This is a genomic window from Paraburkholderia sp. Cy-641, from assembly GCF_011752945.1.
Taxonomy (GTDB): domain Bacteria; phylum Pseudomonadota; class Gammaproteobacteria; order Burkholderiales; family Burkholderiaceae; genus Paraburkholderia.
Map to the genome: position 1 here is coordinate 92737 of NZ_VWWM01000003.1, position 16183 is coordinate 108919.

A 16183-nucleotide genomic window follows, 5' to 3' on the forward strand; every position below is an offset into this window, starting at 1 on the left:
TACAATTCAGGCATATGTCTTGCTGCCCCGTTATCTCCCGGAACGCCCCGGCAGCGCGCTCCAACCGGAATCTCTGTTCACATGAAAATATCGTTACCGCCGCCGCAGCGGCCGCCGAACCGCGTTTACCCGCCGGGCACGCCAGGCCTGCATGGCCTCGTGTCGCTGATTACCGGCGTCGTGGTCGTATGCGCACTCTACTTCGGCCGGGCGGTGCTGATTCCGATCACGCTGTCGGTGCTGTTGAGCTTTCTGCTCGCGCCGCTCGTGCAGATGCTGCGGCGCCTGCACATGGGCCAGTGGCCGTCGATCTTCATCGCCGTGCTGTTCGCGCTCGCCTCGATGCTCGCGGTCGGCGCGCTGATCGGCGCGCAGATCGTGCAGTTGGCCGGCGCCCTGCCGCAGTATCAGGAAGCGATCGAGCAGAAGATCGAAACCGTGCAGGAAAAAACCGTCGGCCGCGCCGATTCGCTGATGAGCAGCACCGCTTCCGTGCTGCAGCGCATGGCGCCGTCGCGCCCCGCTCCGCTGCACCCGACCGGCCGCGCCGCGCGCAACGCGCCCGCGGTGCCGCAGCCGGTCGAGGTGCACGAGCCCGCGCCGACGCCGATCCAGCTCGCGCAGCGCGCGCTGTCGCCGGCCATCGCGCCGATCGAGACGAGCTTCATCGTGCTGGTCGTGACGATCTTCATTCTTTTGCAGCGCGAGGACCTGCGCGACCGGCTCATCAGCCTGTTCGGCTCGCGCGACCTGCACCGCACGACCACGGCGATCAACGACGCCGCCGGCCGCCTGTCCCGCTACTTCGTCGCGCAGCTCGGCGTGAACCTCAGCACCGGCAGCGTGATCGCGATCGGGCTGGCGATCATCGGCGTGCCGGGCGCGCTGCTGTTCGGCGTGATCGCCGCGCTGCTGCGCTTCGTGCCGTATATCGGCATCTGGATCGCGGCGATCCTCGCCGTGTTTCTCGCGGCCGCGATCCAGCCGCAATGGACAATGGCCGTCTATACGCTGATCCTGTTCATCGTCGTCGACGTGGTGGCCGGGCAGATTGCCGAGCCGCTGCTGTACGGCCATCGCTCGGGACTCTCGCCGCTCGCGGTGGTGGTCGCGGCGATCTTCTGGAGCTGGCTGTGGGGGCCGATCGGGCTCGTGCTGTCGACGCCGCTCACGCTGTGCGTCGTCACGCTCGGGCGCTATGCCGACCGCCTCCACTTCCTCACCGTGCTGCTCGGCGACCAGCCCGCGCTGACGCCCGCGCAGAATTTCTACCAGCGCCTGCTCGCCGACGATCCGCACGAGGCGATCGTGCAGGCCGAGCGGTTGCTGCGCGAGATGTCGCTGATCGACTACTACGACAAGGTCGCGCTCGAAGGCTTGCGGCTCGCGCGTAACGACGCGCTGCGCGGCGTGCTGATGCCGGACCAGTTGCAGCGGATCAACGACGCGCTCGTCGATATCGTCGAGAACCTCGAAGTCGCCGATGGCTTGCCGGACACGCTCGCGCGCACCGATGCGGCCCACGCCACCCACGCCACCGAGATGGGCGGCACGCTGCTCGCCAGCGCGCCGCAGGAAGCGGCCGGGCACCGCGGCGATCATGTGCCCGCGCATACGCCCGAGTCGCGGGACGCGACGAAAACGGCGGTGCTGTGCGTGCCCGGACGCGGCGCGTTCGACGAAGTGACGACCGCGATCGCGGTGCAACTGCTCGGCCGCCAGGGCTTCGCGCCGATGATGGCGACGCACTCCGGCTATCGCAGCGCTCACGCCGACGAGCCGAGCTACAAGGACGCGTCGATCATCTGCATCGTGTCGCTCGATGCGCCCGAGTCGCCGCCGTATCTGCGCAACATGCTGCGGCGCACGCGCGAATGGCGGCCGCGCGCGACGCTCGTGGTGGGCGTCGGCATCAGCGAGCCGGCGGAACGTAATGGCGCGGAACTGGAAACGGCCGGCGCCCTGCCGGCGTCGCCCACGTTTCGGGCGATGATCGAGGAATGCCACGCCGCGACGGGCGAGCTGCCGATGCGGCCGTCGGTGCATACGGCAGGGGCCGAGTAACGCGCGCGCGGACTCATTGCGGCGAGTCCGCATGAAAAACCGCGCGGTTTTCAGGCAAGACCGCGCTCGAGGGTTCGAGTCTGCGCGCCTCGAACCCTGACTACCTCACTGCCTCACTGCTTCGGATACAAACCCAACGTGCTCGCCTGCAAACGCGCGAGCCCGAGCAATACGTCGGTATACGGCGTCGGCACCTGCGTCAGTTGCCCGAGTTCGCGTACCGCCCCGACCAGCGCGTCGAGCTCGACCGCCTTGCCCGCCTGCACGTCCTGCAACATCGAGGTTTTCATCGCGCCGAGCTTCAGCGTGATCGCGTGACGATCGTCGGGCGCCTGCTCGATCGGAATGCCGAAGCGCGCGCCGATCTCCTTCGCTTCGAGCATGATCTGCGTGACGAAGCCGCGTACGAGTTCGTCGCCGAGAATCCGGTCCGTCGTCGCGCCCGTGAGCGCGCTGACCGGGTTCATCGTCATGTTGCCCCACAGCTTGTACCAGACGTCGCGCTGGATCTGCGCCGACATCGACGCATCGAAGCCGGCCGCCCTCAGCAGCGCCGCGAGCTGTTCGACGCGCTCGCTCGGCTGCCCCGACGCCTCGCCGACGATCAGCCCGTTGCCCTGATGATGGCGGATCACGCCGGGTGCATCGACGAGGCAGCTCGCATGCACGACGCAGCCGACCGTCCGCGCGCCGGGAATCGCCGCCGCGATCGCGCCGTCCGGGTCGATCGACGTCAGGCGCTGCCGCGCGAAGCCGCCGCCGAGCCCGTCGCAGAACCACCACGGCACGCCGTTCATCGCCGTCAGCACGATCGTGCCGGGGCCGAGCAGCGGCGCGATTCGCGCGGCCACCGCCGCCATCGCCGGTCCCTTCACCGCGATCACGACGAGTTCCTGCACGCCGAGGCTGGCGGGATTCTCGCTCGCCTCAACCTGTTCGGCGAACACGACGCCGCCTTCGACCAGACGCAGCCCGTGCTGGCGCAATGCGTCGAGCGTCGCGCCGCGCGCCACCACGCTCACCGCGTGGCCGGCCTGTGCGAGCTTCACGCCCATCCAGCCGCCGATCGCGCCGGCGCCATAGATCGCTACTTTCATCGCTTCAATCCTTGCGTGGATTCCTGACTGGGTTTCTTGACCTGCTTGCCGCGTTGAGGCTTCGAACGGGTCATGTGCTCCTCATGCGCCCATCACGCGCTCACTGCCGGTAGCTCGCGTCGATGCGATCGACGCGCCGCACCAGCGCATCGAACACGTCCTGCCCCGCGCCGTGGCGCGGGTCGAACTGCAGCGCATCGCGCGAGCAGCGGGCCGCCACGTCCTCGGGCACCGGCCGCGCGCGGCCCATCGCAAACGTCGCCATCTGGATTTCGCACGCGCGGTTGAGCGTCCACAGTATCGCGAAGGTCTGCGGCAACGTGTGGCCCCATGCGAGCAGGCCGTGATTGCGCAGGATCACCGCCTGGCGGTTGCCGATATGTTCGAGCAGACGCGGCCCCTCTTCCGCATGAATCGTAATGCCCTCGAAGTCGTGGTACGCAATGCGCTCGTGCAGTTGTGCGCTATAGAAGTTGGTCTGCTGCAAGCCGTCTTCGAGACAGGCCACGGCGACACCCGCTGTCGTATGCGTGTGCATCACGCAGTGCGCCTCGGGAATGCCTTCGTGAATCGCCGCATGCACGACAAAGCCGGCCGGGTTGACCGGATGCGGCGAGCCGTCGAGCACGCGGCCGTGCGCATCGATTTTCACGAGATTGCGCGCGGTCACTTCGCTGTAGTGCAGCCCGAACGGGTTGATGAGGAAGTGGCGCTCGTTGCCGGCGACGCTCGCCGGCACGCGCAACGTGATGTGGTTGTAGATCATCTCGGTCCAGCCGAGCATGTCGAAGATGCGATAGCACGCGGCGAGCTGCACGCGCGCCTGCCATTCGTCGGGATGCAGGGCGGCGGATGGCGCTACGCTCGCCGGCCGGGTTTCGAGGGTCGTCATTCGTGTCTCCATGATTGTCGTGGCGGCGCTGCGTCATGCCATGTTATGCCGCGGCGCCGCCCGTCGATACCTGCCGCCATTCGCCGCCGTCATGCGCGGCATACTGCCTGGCTCGATGCCGGACTCAGGCGCCCGACACCACCGCTGCGATCGACGAGGCCACGTACTCGGCGTTGCGCGCGTTGAGGCCCGCAACGCACATGCGTCCCGAGCGCAGCACGTACACTGCGTATTCGTTACGCAGGCGCTCGACCTGGCTTTCGGACAGCCCTGTGTACGTGAACATGCCGCGTTGCGCGACGTAGCGCGTGCGCATTACGTCGTCCACACGGCCTTCGAGGCCCGCGTAGATCGTGTTGCGCATCGCCAGAATCCGCTCGCGCATCGCGCCGAGTTCGGCTTCCCACGAGGCGCGCAGTTGCGCATCGGCAAGCACGTTGGCGACGAGGCGCGCGCCGTGCGTCGGCGGATTGCTGTAGTTCGCGCGCACCGCCGCCATCAGTTGGCCGAGCACGCGCGCGGCTTCGTCGGCGCTCCGGCACACGACGCTCAAGGCGCCGCAGCGTTCGCCGTACAACGAGAAGTTCTTCGAGAACGAATTGGCGACGATCAGCGGCACGTCCGCGTCGGCGAGCAGACGCACGCAGGCGGCGTCTTCCTCAAGGCCCGCGCCGAAACCCTGGTAGGCCATGTCGACGAACGCGATCAGCTTGCGGCGCTGCAATACCGGCACCAGTTCGGCCCATTGCGCCGGGCTCAGATCGACACCGGTCGGGTTATGGCAGCACGCATGCAGCAGCACGACGCTCTTTTCGGGCAGCGTATCGATCGCGGCGAGCATCTCGGCGAAACGCAGGCCACCCGTTTGCGGGTCGTAGTACGGATAGGTGTTGACCGTGAGCCCCGCCGCCTCGAACACGACGCGATGGTTTTCCCAGCTCGGGTCGCTGATCCACATCTGCGAGCCCGGGAAATAGCGCTTAAGGAAATCGGCACCGACCTTGAGCGCGCCCGAGCCGCCGAGCGTCTGCAGGGTGGCGATGCGGCCCGCCTCGCGCGCCGCGTGGTTCGCGCCGAACACGAGCGCCTGCGCGGTGTCGCGATAGAGCGGCAGACCCGCCATCGGCAGATACGAGCGCGGGCCGATCGCGTCGAGCAGCGCGGTTTCGGCGCGGCGCACCGCGTCGATGACGGGCAGCTTGCCGGCGTCGTCGAAATAGATGCCGATGCTCAGGTTGACCTTGTTCGGCCTGGGGTCCAGCTGAAAGTCTTCGTTCAGGCTCAGAATCGGGTCGCCGGGATAGGCGGGAATGTGGTCAAACATGGCAAGTCCTTGAAGGCGGCCTCGAAAGGCCAAGGGTAGCGGCCGCGACACCGGGGCCGCGCACCTCGGCCGAGCGGTTTCGGCGACGTCGGGCGCGGCCGCGGACGACCAGGCAAACCTCAAGTCTAAGCGGGTTTGCCCGACGACGTCGATTTGCACGAGTATCGGCCCTCGGCGCGCGCGGCACAATCAAGCGATTTTTCACGATTCGTAAGTTTTTCTTTAGAATCGGCCCTATGCCTCTCACCCGTGTCACGATCCGCCAGTTCGAAGCGTTTCTCGCCATCGTCGATCTTCACAGCATCGGCGCGGCGGCGGCCCGGCTCGGGCTGACTGCCTCGGCGGTCAGCCAGTTGCTGGCCGAACTCGAAACCGAACTCGGCTTCCGGCTGTTCGATCGCACGACGCGGCGCGTCGCGCTGTCGAGCGCGGGACAGGATTTCCTCGCCTCGGCCGAATCGGTGCTGCGCCACGTGCGCGCGGCCGCGCAATCTGCCGACGACATCCGCAACCGCGCGGCCGGCATCGTGCGCGTGGGCGCGCCGCTCGTGATCGCGGCCACCGCGCTGCCTGCGGCGATCGCCGACTATGCGCGCAACAAGCCGAAGGTCGTCGTGCGCATCTGCGACACCGGGGTCGAGCAACTGGTGGAGCGCGTCGAGAGCGGCGACGTCGATCTCGCGATCGGCCCCGACCGGCCAAGCGGCGCGCGCGTGCGCTGCGATCCGGCGTTCGCGAGCCCGTGGGTCATGTGGTGCGCGGCCACGCACGCGCTCGCGGCGCGCCGGCGCGTGCAGTGGCGGCATCTGCGCGACGTGCCGATCGTCGCGACCGGGCGCGATCACGAACGCGCGGTCGACCAGATGCGCGCGAATCTGCCGGCCGAGGCGCGCATTATCCCGGTCGACGTCGTCGACAACGTCACGACCGCGTTCGGTCTCGCCTCGCAGGGGCTCGCGGTCACGCTGGCGCCGGCCTACGTCGCGCCGCTCGCGCGCACGTTCGGGCTCGTGATGAGGCGCATCGTCGATCCCGAAACGATTCGCGAGGTCTGCGTGTATCGCCCGACCGAGCGCGCGCTGTCGCCGTCCGCCGATGGTTTCGCGGATTTCGTCATGCCGTGGTTAAGGCGCTGGGATCGGGAGATGCAGAGCGAGGCGCGGGGAAAGCGGGAGTGAGGCTGGATGGCAGGTTACGCTGAAGGCGCTGACTGCCTCGACGCGCTCGCTCCGTCGATACGCTGCTGCGAATGCAATTCAACCAGGTTTTCTATTTTGGGCCTTCGCCCATGTACGGACAGCCTGCCGCACGACGATTATCTGATCTCTGCCGATCCGGGCAGCGACTTCAAATCAATCGTCGGCCTGTCTATGTCCTTGACCGTCTATCGCGGTCAGGGCGCCCCTCACGCCCACAACGGGACAATCGATCCGCCTGGTGGGCAGCTCGGGCACGGCCCCGGTCTGCCGTTTTCACTGCTCCCCTGATAGACGGAAACGAAATGGAAAAATCAAATTACACAAACGTGCGGGAAATCCAGAGTCTCCCGAGCTTCCACGATGCCGAACTCTTGCGGATCGAGCACCGTCGCGATGAACGCGAGTTGGAGCTCGGCTTCAAGCGTGTCAATGGTGAAATAGAGGTCCTGCTTTTCAGGCAGGTGCTTGCCATGCGGATGCTGGATTTCGCGGAGCAAAATGTTGCCTCGCGCGTATTGCTGTCGCCGATACATTCGTTTTCCGTCAACGAGGTGAGAACCATCGTCGGATGGATTCGCAGCTGGGCCGACTCCAAACCCGTGCTCGTGTCTCAGGAGCAAGCGGAGCAGATCACTCAATCCGTACAGGCAGGAAAAACAGCGCTATTCGCACTGGATCCCTCATGCGGCGCTGAAGTCGCCGTCCTGTGTGAATCGGCATGGCTACGGCAACGCGATTGATCGCGTCGCCGTATTCGCCGGCCCCGGTCGCCTCAGAACCGATAGTTGATCGACACATCGGCAACCCCGGTCGCCCGGCTGTGCGTGATCGGACTGTTGCCCGCGCTGCCGACCAGTTGCTCGAATGCGCCATCCGCGGTGGCGAACCAGTGCCTGTTGAACAGCCAGACCGCGCTGATGCCGAAGCCCACCGACTTGAAGCCCGCGCTCGCGTGGTACGGCGAATACTGCGAGTGCGCGGCCTGCTCCTGATTGACGCCGAACCAGCTGTTCATGTATTTCGAGTCGGCAAGCGTCACGTTCGGACCGGCGAACCAGAAGAACTGCTTCGTGCTGCCGGGCATCGGCAGATAGGCGCCGAGATCGCCGGTCCACCCATTCGAGCCGCCGAAGTAGCGGCGAATGTCGGCGCGCACGACGAGCGGAAACGTCTTCGACACGACGTATTCGCCGGCCAGCTTCAGACCCGGCGCCGCGTTGATGTTGCCGAGTCCGTCGAGTTCCTGCGGATCGTCGCGCGCGCGCCGCCCAAGGTCGTAGACGGCGGCGAGACTCATGCGCCAGTTCTCGCCCTGCGCGAAGTTCGCGCCGAAGCCCTCGCCGCTCGACAGAAAGAACAGGTCCTTGTAGCGCACGTCGAGGCTCGGCCCGGCCACGACGTGATAGCGGTCCGAACCTTCGAAGCGCGGCTGGAACGACGTCGCCGCGCCGAGGCGCACCTGCCAGTCGGGGATGTCCGGCTGATACATCTTCTGCAGTGCAATGCCGGCCGAGTACTGCCACTCCCCGAGCGGCGACGGCGTCTGTGCGAAGGCGACGCCGGGCAGAAAGACCATTGCGCCAAGGGTCGCCTCGACGAGCGAACTCGCCGCGCTGCCGGTTTGTTTGTGGCGGAGCCTGCCGCCCCGCTTCTTTCTACGGCTGTTCAACACCAGGGGCCTCCGATCTCGCCTTGTCGCGAGGAGCTTGGGTCCTTGCCCGAGGTCCATGAGCGGACCTGAAACTCGGGCGACTGCCGCGCGGCTACTGACGGCAATGTAATTTTTCCAGTAGGAGATGCGGGCTGTGCGGCATGCGCTTGCGCCGCGCTACTGCATCGGCGACGCGCGACGATCACGCCGTGCGCGGCTTTCGCATCAACGGCCGGGTTGCGGAAAGTGGCCGCTGGAAAGCACTTACGCAAAATATGCGCCACGTTCGTGGTGATTCGATGATCGGAAGATACGGGCGCTGCTGCGGGAACGACGCGCGAGGGGTCGGGGCGAAGATCGGAGTGAAGCGGTCGCGCCATGCGCCGCAAAAGAGCACGAACAACGACCGCCTTCGTCGCCCGGAAGACGACGAAGGTAAGGAAGAAGGCGTCACGGCGCCACTACTGCTGCGCTTCGACCAGCACCGGCTTGTCGCGATACAGATTGGGGAATAGCCGTTTCAGATTGACGATTTTCGGCATGTCGTTGATCGCGATATAGGCCGAATCGGGATGCAACGTCAGGTAGTTCTGATGGTACGACTCGGCCGGATAGAAGCCCTTGTACGGCTCCGCCTTCGTGACGATCGGCGCAGGAAACACATGCGATCTGTCGAGCTGCGCGATATAGCTCTGCGCCACCCGCCGCTGCGCGTCGTTGAGCGGGAACACCGCCGAGCGGTATTGCGTACCGCTATCGGGCCCCTGACGGTTCAGTTGGGTCGGGTCCTGAATCACCGAGAAATAGACCTGTAAAAGTTGGCCGTACGTGACCTTGCCCGGATCGAACGTGACCTGCACCGATTCGGCGTGGCCCGTTTCGCCACCGCTGACGGTCTCGTACTGTGCGGTATCGCGCGCGCCGCCCGAATAGCCTGACACCGCCTTCGTCACGCCGCGTACGTGCTGGAACACGCCCTGCACGCCCCAGAAGCAGCCGCCCGCGAACACCGCGGTTTCCTCGCGCGGCATGCCGGCGGCAAGCGGTTCATCGAGTGTGGGTGGCGCGATCGCGACCGCGGTCTCCGCCGAGAACGCGATGCGCTGCGTGAACACCAGCGCAAACAGGCCGGCGCCGAGCAGCGCGAAGACTGCTGCGGTACGTGAGCGAGCCAGAATACACGACGAGATCGACGAAAAAGCACGCAATAAGCCGCGAAACGAGGTACGAAAACTACGCTTGCCGAGATTCATTTTGCGTCTCCTCATTCAACCCGCACACTCGGTCGATACACCCCAGTCGATACGCTCGCGAATCGCGATGCGAGACCGCCGTCGATCTGAACAATGTCCGTTTGTTGCCGCAAAATCGTGATGTCATTCATGGTGATCGCTCCGGAAAAAAACATATCGTTCACGCGGTGCGATGCTGCATCCCGGTGCATGGATGCTTCCCCTCGCGCGTGACCCGAAGCTTAGTCGGCGGTCACACCGTTTTATGACAGCATGCGCGTCTTTTCTCGCGGCAGCACGACTTGCAGCGGGAATTTCGCAGAGAAAAACCGCCCTTCAACGGCTGCTTTTCGGCTTGTGCAGCTTCGCCGCGACGGCCCGCGCAAATAAAAACGGCAGCCCTCAGGCCGCCGTTCCGTTCACTACTACTACAGCATCGAGCGATACGATCAAACCGTTGCTTCGACCTGCGCTTCGCTCTCTTCGTCCGCGCTGCTGCGGATCAGGTGATCGAACGCGGACAACGACGCCTTCGCCCCCTCGCCGACCGCGATCACGATCTGCTTGAACGGCACCGTGGTCACGTCGCCGGCGGCGAACACGCCCGGCACCGAAGTCGCACCGCGCGCATCGACGACGATCTCGCCATGCTTCGACAGCTCCACCGTGCCCTTGAGCCATTCGGTGTTCGGCACGAGGCCGATCTGCACGAACACGCCTTCGAGTTCGATTGTCTTCACGTCGCCCGAAGCCAGGTCCTTGTAGACCAGACCGTTGACCTTCTTGCCGTCGCCGGTGATCTCCGTGGTCTGCGCCTGCGTGACGACCGTCACGTTCGGCAGGCTGCGCAGCTTGCGTTGCAGCACTTCGTCGGCTCGCAGCGTCGCGCCGAATTCGAGCAGCGTCACTTCGCGCACGAGACCGGCGAGGTCGATCGCCGCCTCGACGCCCGAGTTGCCGCCGCCGATCACCGCGACGCGCTTGCCCTTGAACAGCGGGCCATCGCAGTGCGGGCAGTACGCCACGCCGTGATTGCGATACTCGCGCTCGCCCGGCACGTTGATTTCGCGCCAGCGCGCGCCGGTCGCGAGGACGATCGTCTTCGCCTTCAGCACCGCGCCATTCGCGAGACGCACCTCGTTGATGCGCCCCGGAATCAGCGCTTCGGCGCGCTGCACGTCCATGATGTCGACGTCATAAGCCTTTACGTGCTGTTCGAGCGCGGTCGCGAACTTCGGTCCTTCGGTTTCCGTCACCGAGACGAAGTTTTCGATCGCGAGCGTGTCGAGCACCTGGCCGCCGAAGCGCTCGGCCACGACGCCGGTTGCAATGCCCTTGCGCGCCGAGTAGATGGCCGCCGCCGCGCCCGCCGGGCCGCCGCCGACGATCAGCGTGTCGAATACCGGCTTCTTTTCCAGCTCCTTGGCAGCACGTGCACCGGCGTTGGTGTCGAGCTTCGCGAGGATTTCCTTGACGCCGCTGCGGCCCTGGCCGAACACTTCGCCGTTCATGAACATCGTCGGCACGGCCATGACCTGGCGCGCTTCGACTTCGTTCTGGAACAGCGCGCCGTCGATCGCGACGTGACGGATGCGCGGGTTGATCAACGCCATCACGTTCAGCGCCTGCACGACTTCCGGGCAGTTCTGGCACGACAGCGAGAAATACGTTTCGAATTGATAGTCGCCGTCGAGACTGCGGATCTGTTCGATCACCGCGTCGTCGAGTTTGACCGGATGGCCGCCGACCTGCAGCAAGGCGAGGACGAGCGACGTGAATTCATGCCCCATCGGAATGCCGGCGAAACGGATGCCGGTGTCCTTGCCCGCTTCGCCGATCGAAAACGACGGCTTGCGTTCGCTGTCGCCGCGACGCTCGATCACCGTGACGCGCTCCGACAACGTCGCGATATCGTTCAGCAAGGCCAGCAGCTCCTGCGACTTCGCGCTGTCGTCGAGCGAAGCGACGAGCTCGATAGGCCTGCTAACTTTTTCGAGGTACGTTTTGAGTTGAGTCTTGAGATTGGCGTCAAGCATGGCTTTGCGTTTTCCGTGACGTGGGGTGTGGGGTTCCCGGCACCGCACGCGTCGGATAGAACACGTGCGGCCCGAGGACGCACGAAGCGCCGTATCGGGCGTTTCGCGCGGTGATGCACCGGAAAATACCGGGAAATGTCGACTACAGCCGCAGCAGGCGCTGCGCAGACCTTAGATCTTGCCGATCAGATCGAGCGACGGGGTCAGCGTTTCTGCGCCCGGCGTCCACTTGGCGGGGCAAACTTCACCCGGGTGAGCCGCGATGTACTGGGCAGCCTGAACCTTGCGCAGCAGCTCGCCGGCGTCACGGCCGATGCCGTTGTCGTGGACTTCGCACAGCTTGATCTCGCCTTCCGGGTTGACCACGAACGTGCCGCGCAGTGCGAGGCCTTCTTCTTCGATCAGCACGTCGAAGTTGCGCGAGATGGCGAGCGTCGGGTCGGCCAGCATCGGGTACTTGATCTTCTGGATCGTGTCCGACGTGTCGTGCCATGCCTTGTGCGTGAAGTGCGTATCGGTCGACACGCTGTAGATTTCCACGCCGAGCTTCTTGAAATCTTCGTAACGATCGGCCAGGTCACCGAGTTCGGTCGGGCAGACGAACGTGAAGTCGGCCGGGTAGAACACGAAAACCGACCACTTGCCCTTCAGGCTTTCTTCAGTGACGGTCGTGAAATCGCCATTGTGGTAAGCCTGTGCCTTGAACGGTTTGACTTGACTGTTGATGATCGGCATTTGCTGAGTCCTCTTTCTGAGTGGGTGGAAAGTGGAGTCAGTATGCCAAACCGAGCCCGATAGGTAAAGCGGATTGTTTAAATGATATTGATAGTCTGACACTATTTATTTTACCGGTGCCGACTATCGGCTCGCTTTGGGGGCCTGCGGCCAGGCCGCTTCAATCCTTCAGAAGCCGCCACAGCGTGGTCCGGCCGATCCCCAGTGCGCGGCTCGCGGCCGCGCGATTGCCGCCGGAGCGTTCGAGCGCGAGCAGCACTTCCTCGCGGGTCGGCATCGCGCGCGGGGCCGTGGCGTCCGCGGCGACGCCAGCGCTTGTCTGCTGCGCTTCGGACGCCGTTGCCGGCCCAAGCCGCCCGAATTCGGGAAACACCGCCTGCCAGTCCGCCGAGGCGTCGTCCGGCGCGCTGTTGCCAGCCATCGAACCGATATAGATCGCGGCGCGCACGAGCAGGTTTTCGAGCTCGCGGACGTTGCCCGGCCACGCGTAATTCGCAAAAAGCGGCGCCAGAAACGCCAGCACCCGTTCGAGCGACGCCGCCGGCAAGCCGTACTGCAGCGCGTTGCGGCCCAGCAGATGCCGCGCCAGCAAGGCAATGTCGGCGCGCCGTTCACGCAATGGTGGCAATTTTATCTGAAGCAGGTTTAATCGAAAATACAGATCCGCGCGAAACGCACCCTGCTCGACGAGCGCATGCAGGTCGCGGTGCGTCGCCGCGATCACGCGCACGTCGACCGGCGTGGCGCGGCTCGCACCGAGCTTCATCACCTCGCGCTCCTGCAGCACGCGCAGCAGCCGGCTTTGCAGCGCGGCCGGCATTTCGCCGATTTCATCGAGAAAAATCGTGCCGGTATGCGCGATTTCGAAGAGCCCCGGCTTGCCGCCGCGCCGCGCGCCCGTGAACGCGCCTTCCTCGTGGCCGAACAGTTCGCTTTCGATCAGCCCCTCGGGCAGCGCCGCGCAGTTGAACGCGACGAACGGATTGCCGCGCCGCGGGCTCGCGTTGTGGATGCCCTGCGCGACCAACTCCTTGCCGGTGCCGCTTTCGCCGCTCAGCAGCACGGTCGCGTCGTGCGCGGCGCCGGCCAGCGCGAGCCGGCGCACGCGTTCGAGCGTCGACGACGCGCCGATCAGATCGTCGAGCCGATGCCGCGCGACCAGTTGCTTCGGCCGCTGGTTCGTGCGCAGCGAACGGTCGATCCGCTGCGCGACGAGCGCGTCCTGCGCGGTCACGACGAAACCGGCGCGCGTGCCCTGCTCGACGATCGGCACGCAATTGACGATCAGCGCGCGCCCGCCTATCTGCTCGATGCGCTCGTCGACCGGCCGGTCGTGGCCGAGGGTTTCGCGCAGCAGCGGCGCGAGCGTGCGTGTGACCTGCGATGACAGGTCGCCGACGTCCTGCGGAATCGGTTTCCCGGCGCCTGCGAGAGGCGCTTCTTTCGCCGTGTCGAGCCTGAGCCCGAGCAGTTCGAGCATGGCCGGGTTGACGGCTTCGAGCTGACCGGCCTCATCGAACGCGGCGACGCCGTCGCGCAGATGCGCGACGATCGTATTCAGCCGCACGCGCTTCGCCTCCTTCTGCCGGCTCACGCGCGCCAGTTCGACCGACTGCTCGAAGGCTTCCTCGACCGCCGCGAGCGAGTACAGGAAAACGCTCTCCATGCCGGCCTGCTGCGCCAGATCGCAGGCCATGCCGGCCCCGATGACGACGCCGCAGCCCTCGGCGGCCAGCTGTTCGACCACGAGCCGGACCTCGTCGAGCGACCGATAGGCGCGCTGCCGCAAATCGGCATTGAGCAGCGGGCTCAGATCGGCGAGTTCGTGCGCGATCGCCGCGTGCAGCACGAGCCCGATGCGCGCGCCGGGCCACGTGGCCGTGGCGCGCGTGATCGCGCTCAGCACGTCGAAGCCGTTCACCTTGACCATCACGACCGGCACGCTGAGGTTCTCGCGCAGATACGCGCCGTTCGAGCCGGCGGACAGCACGACGTCGACCGCGCCCGCATCCACGTAGGCTTGCAGCGCCGCGACGGCCGCACCGTAGCCCTCGCGCACCGTGAAGAATTTCGCGCGTCCGGCGTAGCGCGGCTCGACCGCCTCGCACAGCGATTGCAGCCGGCTGATGCTGACGAGCGCGACGCCGGGACGGCTGGAATCGGCGTTCGAATTGAGGGGTGGGATCGGGTTGGCGAGAAACGGGCTGAAGGTGGACACCGTGGGGCTCCTGGTTGAAGCAGTGTCGATGAAACGTTTCTGGAACGTTTTACTTATTCTGCCATGAACACCTCATGAACACCTTTTACCGGCTTATGTCACGCCAACCCTTGATCCGCCGGTTTGCCCCCGAAACACCAGTCAATGGCATGCTTCCTGCACAATGCTGCGTACGTTCCACCCACGCTTTTCTTCCGGAGACATAGCACCATGACGACAGCCGCCACCCGCCGCGCCGCGTTCCGCGCCAAGGTCAATCAACGCCAGGGCCTGCTCGTGCCTGGCGCGTTCAACGCGATGAGCGCACGCGTGATCGAGGACGCCGGTTTCGAAGCGATCTACGTCACCGGCGCGGGCGTCACCAATATGTCGCTGGGCCTGCCCGACCTCGGCTTTATCGGCCTTGCCGAAGTCGCCGAGCACACGGCACGCATTCGCGACGCGGTTGCGCTGCCGCTGCTCGTCGACGCCGACACCGGCTTCGGCAACGCGTTGAACGTGCGGCAGACCGTGCGCGTGCTCGAGCGCAGCGGCGCCGACGTGATCCAGTTCGAGGACCAGGTGATGCCGAAGAAATGCGGCCACTTCTCGGGCAAGGAAGTGGTCGCCACGAGCGAGATGGTCGGCAAGCTCCGCGCGGCCGTCGATGCGCGCGAGGACGCCAACCTGCAGATCATGGCGCGTACCGACGCGGCCGCGGTGCATGGCATCGAGGACGCGATCGAGCGTGGCCATCGCTTCATCGAGGCGGGCGCCGACATTCTCTTTATCGAGGCAACCGAGTCGCTCGCCGACATCGAACGTCTGCCGTCGCTGTTCGAGACGCCGCAACTCATCAACATCGTGATCGGCGGCAAGACGCCGGTGCAGTCGCGCGAAACGCTCGCGAAGCTCGGCTACGGCATCGTGCTGTACGCGAACGCGGCGCTGCAAGGCGCGCTGGTCGGCATGCAGCGCGCGCTCGGCACGCTCCGGAGCAACGGCCGCCTCGACGAAGACGCGACGATCGTTGCGCCGTTCAGCGAGCGTCAGCGGCTGGTTAATAAGCCGTTGTATGACCGGCTCGATAAGGAGTATGCGGCGAAGGAGTAAGGAGACGGCGGCCACTCATGGAAGCGCAGGCCGGCTACGTATTCTCGTGACCAGGCCTGCCGTTATCCGATCACGCCAGGATGGCGCAGGTACAGGCCTATTTGATGGTCGAATGCATCCATCGTCCCGAGATATTCCTTCTTGCAATACGATGCGATCTCTGCCCTGCTCTTTCCGCTGAAGTATGCGCTCGCGGGTTGAGCCTTCTTATAGTCGAATGCCGATCCGTAAATCGATGTAGACGCATATGCCGTCTGTGCTACCAGGCAAAGCAGCCCAAATAATCTAATGACGTGCATCATAGGCTCTCCTTTGTACGGATAGGTTCTCGAAGTGCTTGCCCATCGTCGGTTACGGAACGTGCGATGCGTCCCGCGAGATCGACCCCGTCCCGCGTGATCCAGGCGTATCAACGTTAGCCAGATTTCTCCCCTAATACAGTCAGACAGCTCTTAAACCCGCGTGCGGATCGCGCAAAACACATAAACCGCTTCAAAAACCAGGCCCCCGACAAAAACCGCTAACACAAAACCATCCACTACGCCCCCGCACCCCAACCCCCTGCACACCGCAACAATATGGCGCCATTTATTGCGTTACGATTCAGGGCTGGCGACCGGGCAAGCCCAAAGGCGGACCGACG

13 protein-coding genes are annotated in these 16183 nt (G+C 65.2%); 4 read left to right on the forward strand and 9 right to left on the reverse strand.

Annotation, left to right across the window (positions count from 1 at the left end):
- The first annotated feature begins 81 nt into the window (after positions 1-81).
- Positions 82-2064: an AI-2E family transporter gene (locus tag F3J20_RS02715; RefSeq protein WP_167281763.1), complete on the forward strand. Its 1983-nt coding sequence runs from the start codon at positions 82-84 to the stop codon at positions 2062-2064.
- Positions 2065-2177: 113 nt separating this feature from the next.
- Here F3J20_RS02715 and F3J20_RS02720 read toward each other — a convergent pair whose 3' ends face one another.
- From F3J20_RS02720 to F3J20_RS02730, 3 genes are all read right to left on the reverse strand, one after another.
- Positions 2178-3161, reverse strand: a complete 984-nt coding sequence (locus F3J20_RS02720) for a 2-dehydropantoate 2-reductase (RefSeq protein WP_167041756.1) — start codon at positions 3159-3161, stop codon at positions 2178-2180.
- 100 nt (positions 3162-3261) lie between these two features.
- Positions 3262-4053 carry a class II aldolase/adducin family protein gene (locus tag F3J20_RS02725; protein WP_167281764.1) on the reverse strand — a complete coding sequence of 264 codons (792 nt, stop codon included), beginning with the start codon at positions 4051-4053 and terminating at the stop codon, positions 3262-3264.
- Between the two features lie 124 nt (positions 4054-4177).
- Positions 4178-5377 (reverse strand): amino acid aminotransferase, encoded by a 1200-nt coding sequence (locus F3J20_RS02730; protein WP_167041750.1) that lies wholly within the window; start codon positions 5375-5377, stop codon positions 4178-4180.
- Positions 5378-5613: 236 nt separating this feature from the next.
- Here F3J20_RS02730 and F3J20_RS02735 point away from each other — a divergent pair, with 236 nt between their 5' ends.
- Both F3J20_RS02735 and F3J20_RS02740 read left to right on the forward strand, forming a co-directional pair.
- Positions 5614-6555, forward strand: a complete 942-nt coding sequence (locus F3J20_RS02735; RefSeq protein ID WP_167281766.1) for a LysR family transcriptional regulator — start codon at positions 5614-5616, stop codon at positions 6553-6555.
- A 323-nt stretch (positions 6556-6878) separates the two neighbouring features.
- A complete protein-coding gene (locus tag F3J20_RS02740; RefSeq protein ID WP_167281768.1) occupies positions 6879-7316 on the forward strand; it encodes a hypothetical protein in 438 nt (145 codons plus the stop codon).
- Between the two features lie 32 nt (positions 7317-7348).
- Here the strand turns inward: F3J20_RS02740 and F3J20_RS02745 are convergent, their stop codons facing one another.
- The 5 genes from F3J20_RS02745 to prpR form a co-directional block, all read right to left on the reverse strand.
- Positions 7349-8248 (reverse strand): MipA/OmpV family protein, encoded by a 900-nt coding sequence (locus F3J20_RS02745; protein WP_167281770.1) that lies wholly within the window; start codon positions 8246-8248, stop codon positions 7349-7351.
- A 440-nt stretch (positions 8249-8688) separates the two neighbouring features.
- Positions 8689-9480 (reverse strand): peptide-methionine (S)-S-oxide reductase MsrA, encoded by a 792-nt coding sequence (gene msrA, locus F3J20_RS02750; RefSeq protein ID WP_167281772.1) that lies wholly within the window; start codon positions 9478-9480, stop codon positions 8689-8691.
- Between the two features lie 428 nt (positions 9481-9908).
- A complete protein-coding gene (gene ahpF / locus F3J20_RS02755) occupies positions 9909-11495 on the reverse strand; it encodes an alkyl hydroperoxide reductase subunit F (protein ID WP_167041734.1) in 1587 nt (528 codons plus the stop codon).
- Positions 11496-11666: 171 nt separating this feature from the next.
- Entirely contained in the window at positions 11667-12230 is a 564-nt protein-coding gene (gene ahpC / locus F3J20_RS02760) for an alkyl hydroperoxide reductase subunit C (protein WP_167041731.1), read from the reverse strand.
- A 160-nt stretch (positions 12231-12390) separates the two neighbouring features.
- On the reverse strand, positions 12391-14448 hold the full coding sequence (gene prpR / locus F3J20_RS02765; RefSeq protein WP_167281773.1) for a propionate catabolism operon regulatory protein PrpR: 2058 nt from the start codon (positions 14446-14448) through the stop codon (positions 12391-12393).
- Positions 14449-14658: 210 nt separating this feature from the next.
- Between prpR and F3J20_RS02770 the strand changes: the two genes are divergently transcribed.
- Positions 14659-15540 carry an oxaloacetate decarboxylase gene (locus F3J20_RS02770; protein WP_167041725.1) on the forward strand — a complete coding sequence of 294 codons (882 nt, stop codon included), beginning with the start codon at positions 14659-14661 and terminating at the stop codon, positions 15538-15540.
- A gap of 62 nt (positions 15541-15602) precedes the next feature.
- On the opposite strand, the gene F3J20_RS31790 is transcribed toward F3J20_RS02770, so the two are convergent.
- Positions 15603-15842: a hypothetical protein gene (locus tag F3J20_RS31790; protein ID WP_205299189.1), complete on the reverse strand. Its 240-nt coding sequence runs from the start codon at positions 15840-15842 to the stop codon at positions 15603-15605.
- Positions 15843-16183: the final 341 nt, after the last annotated feature.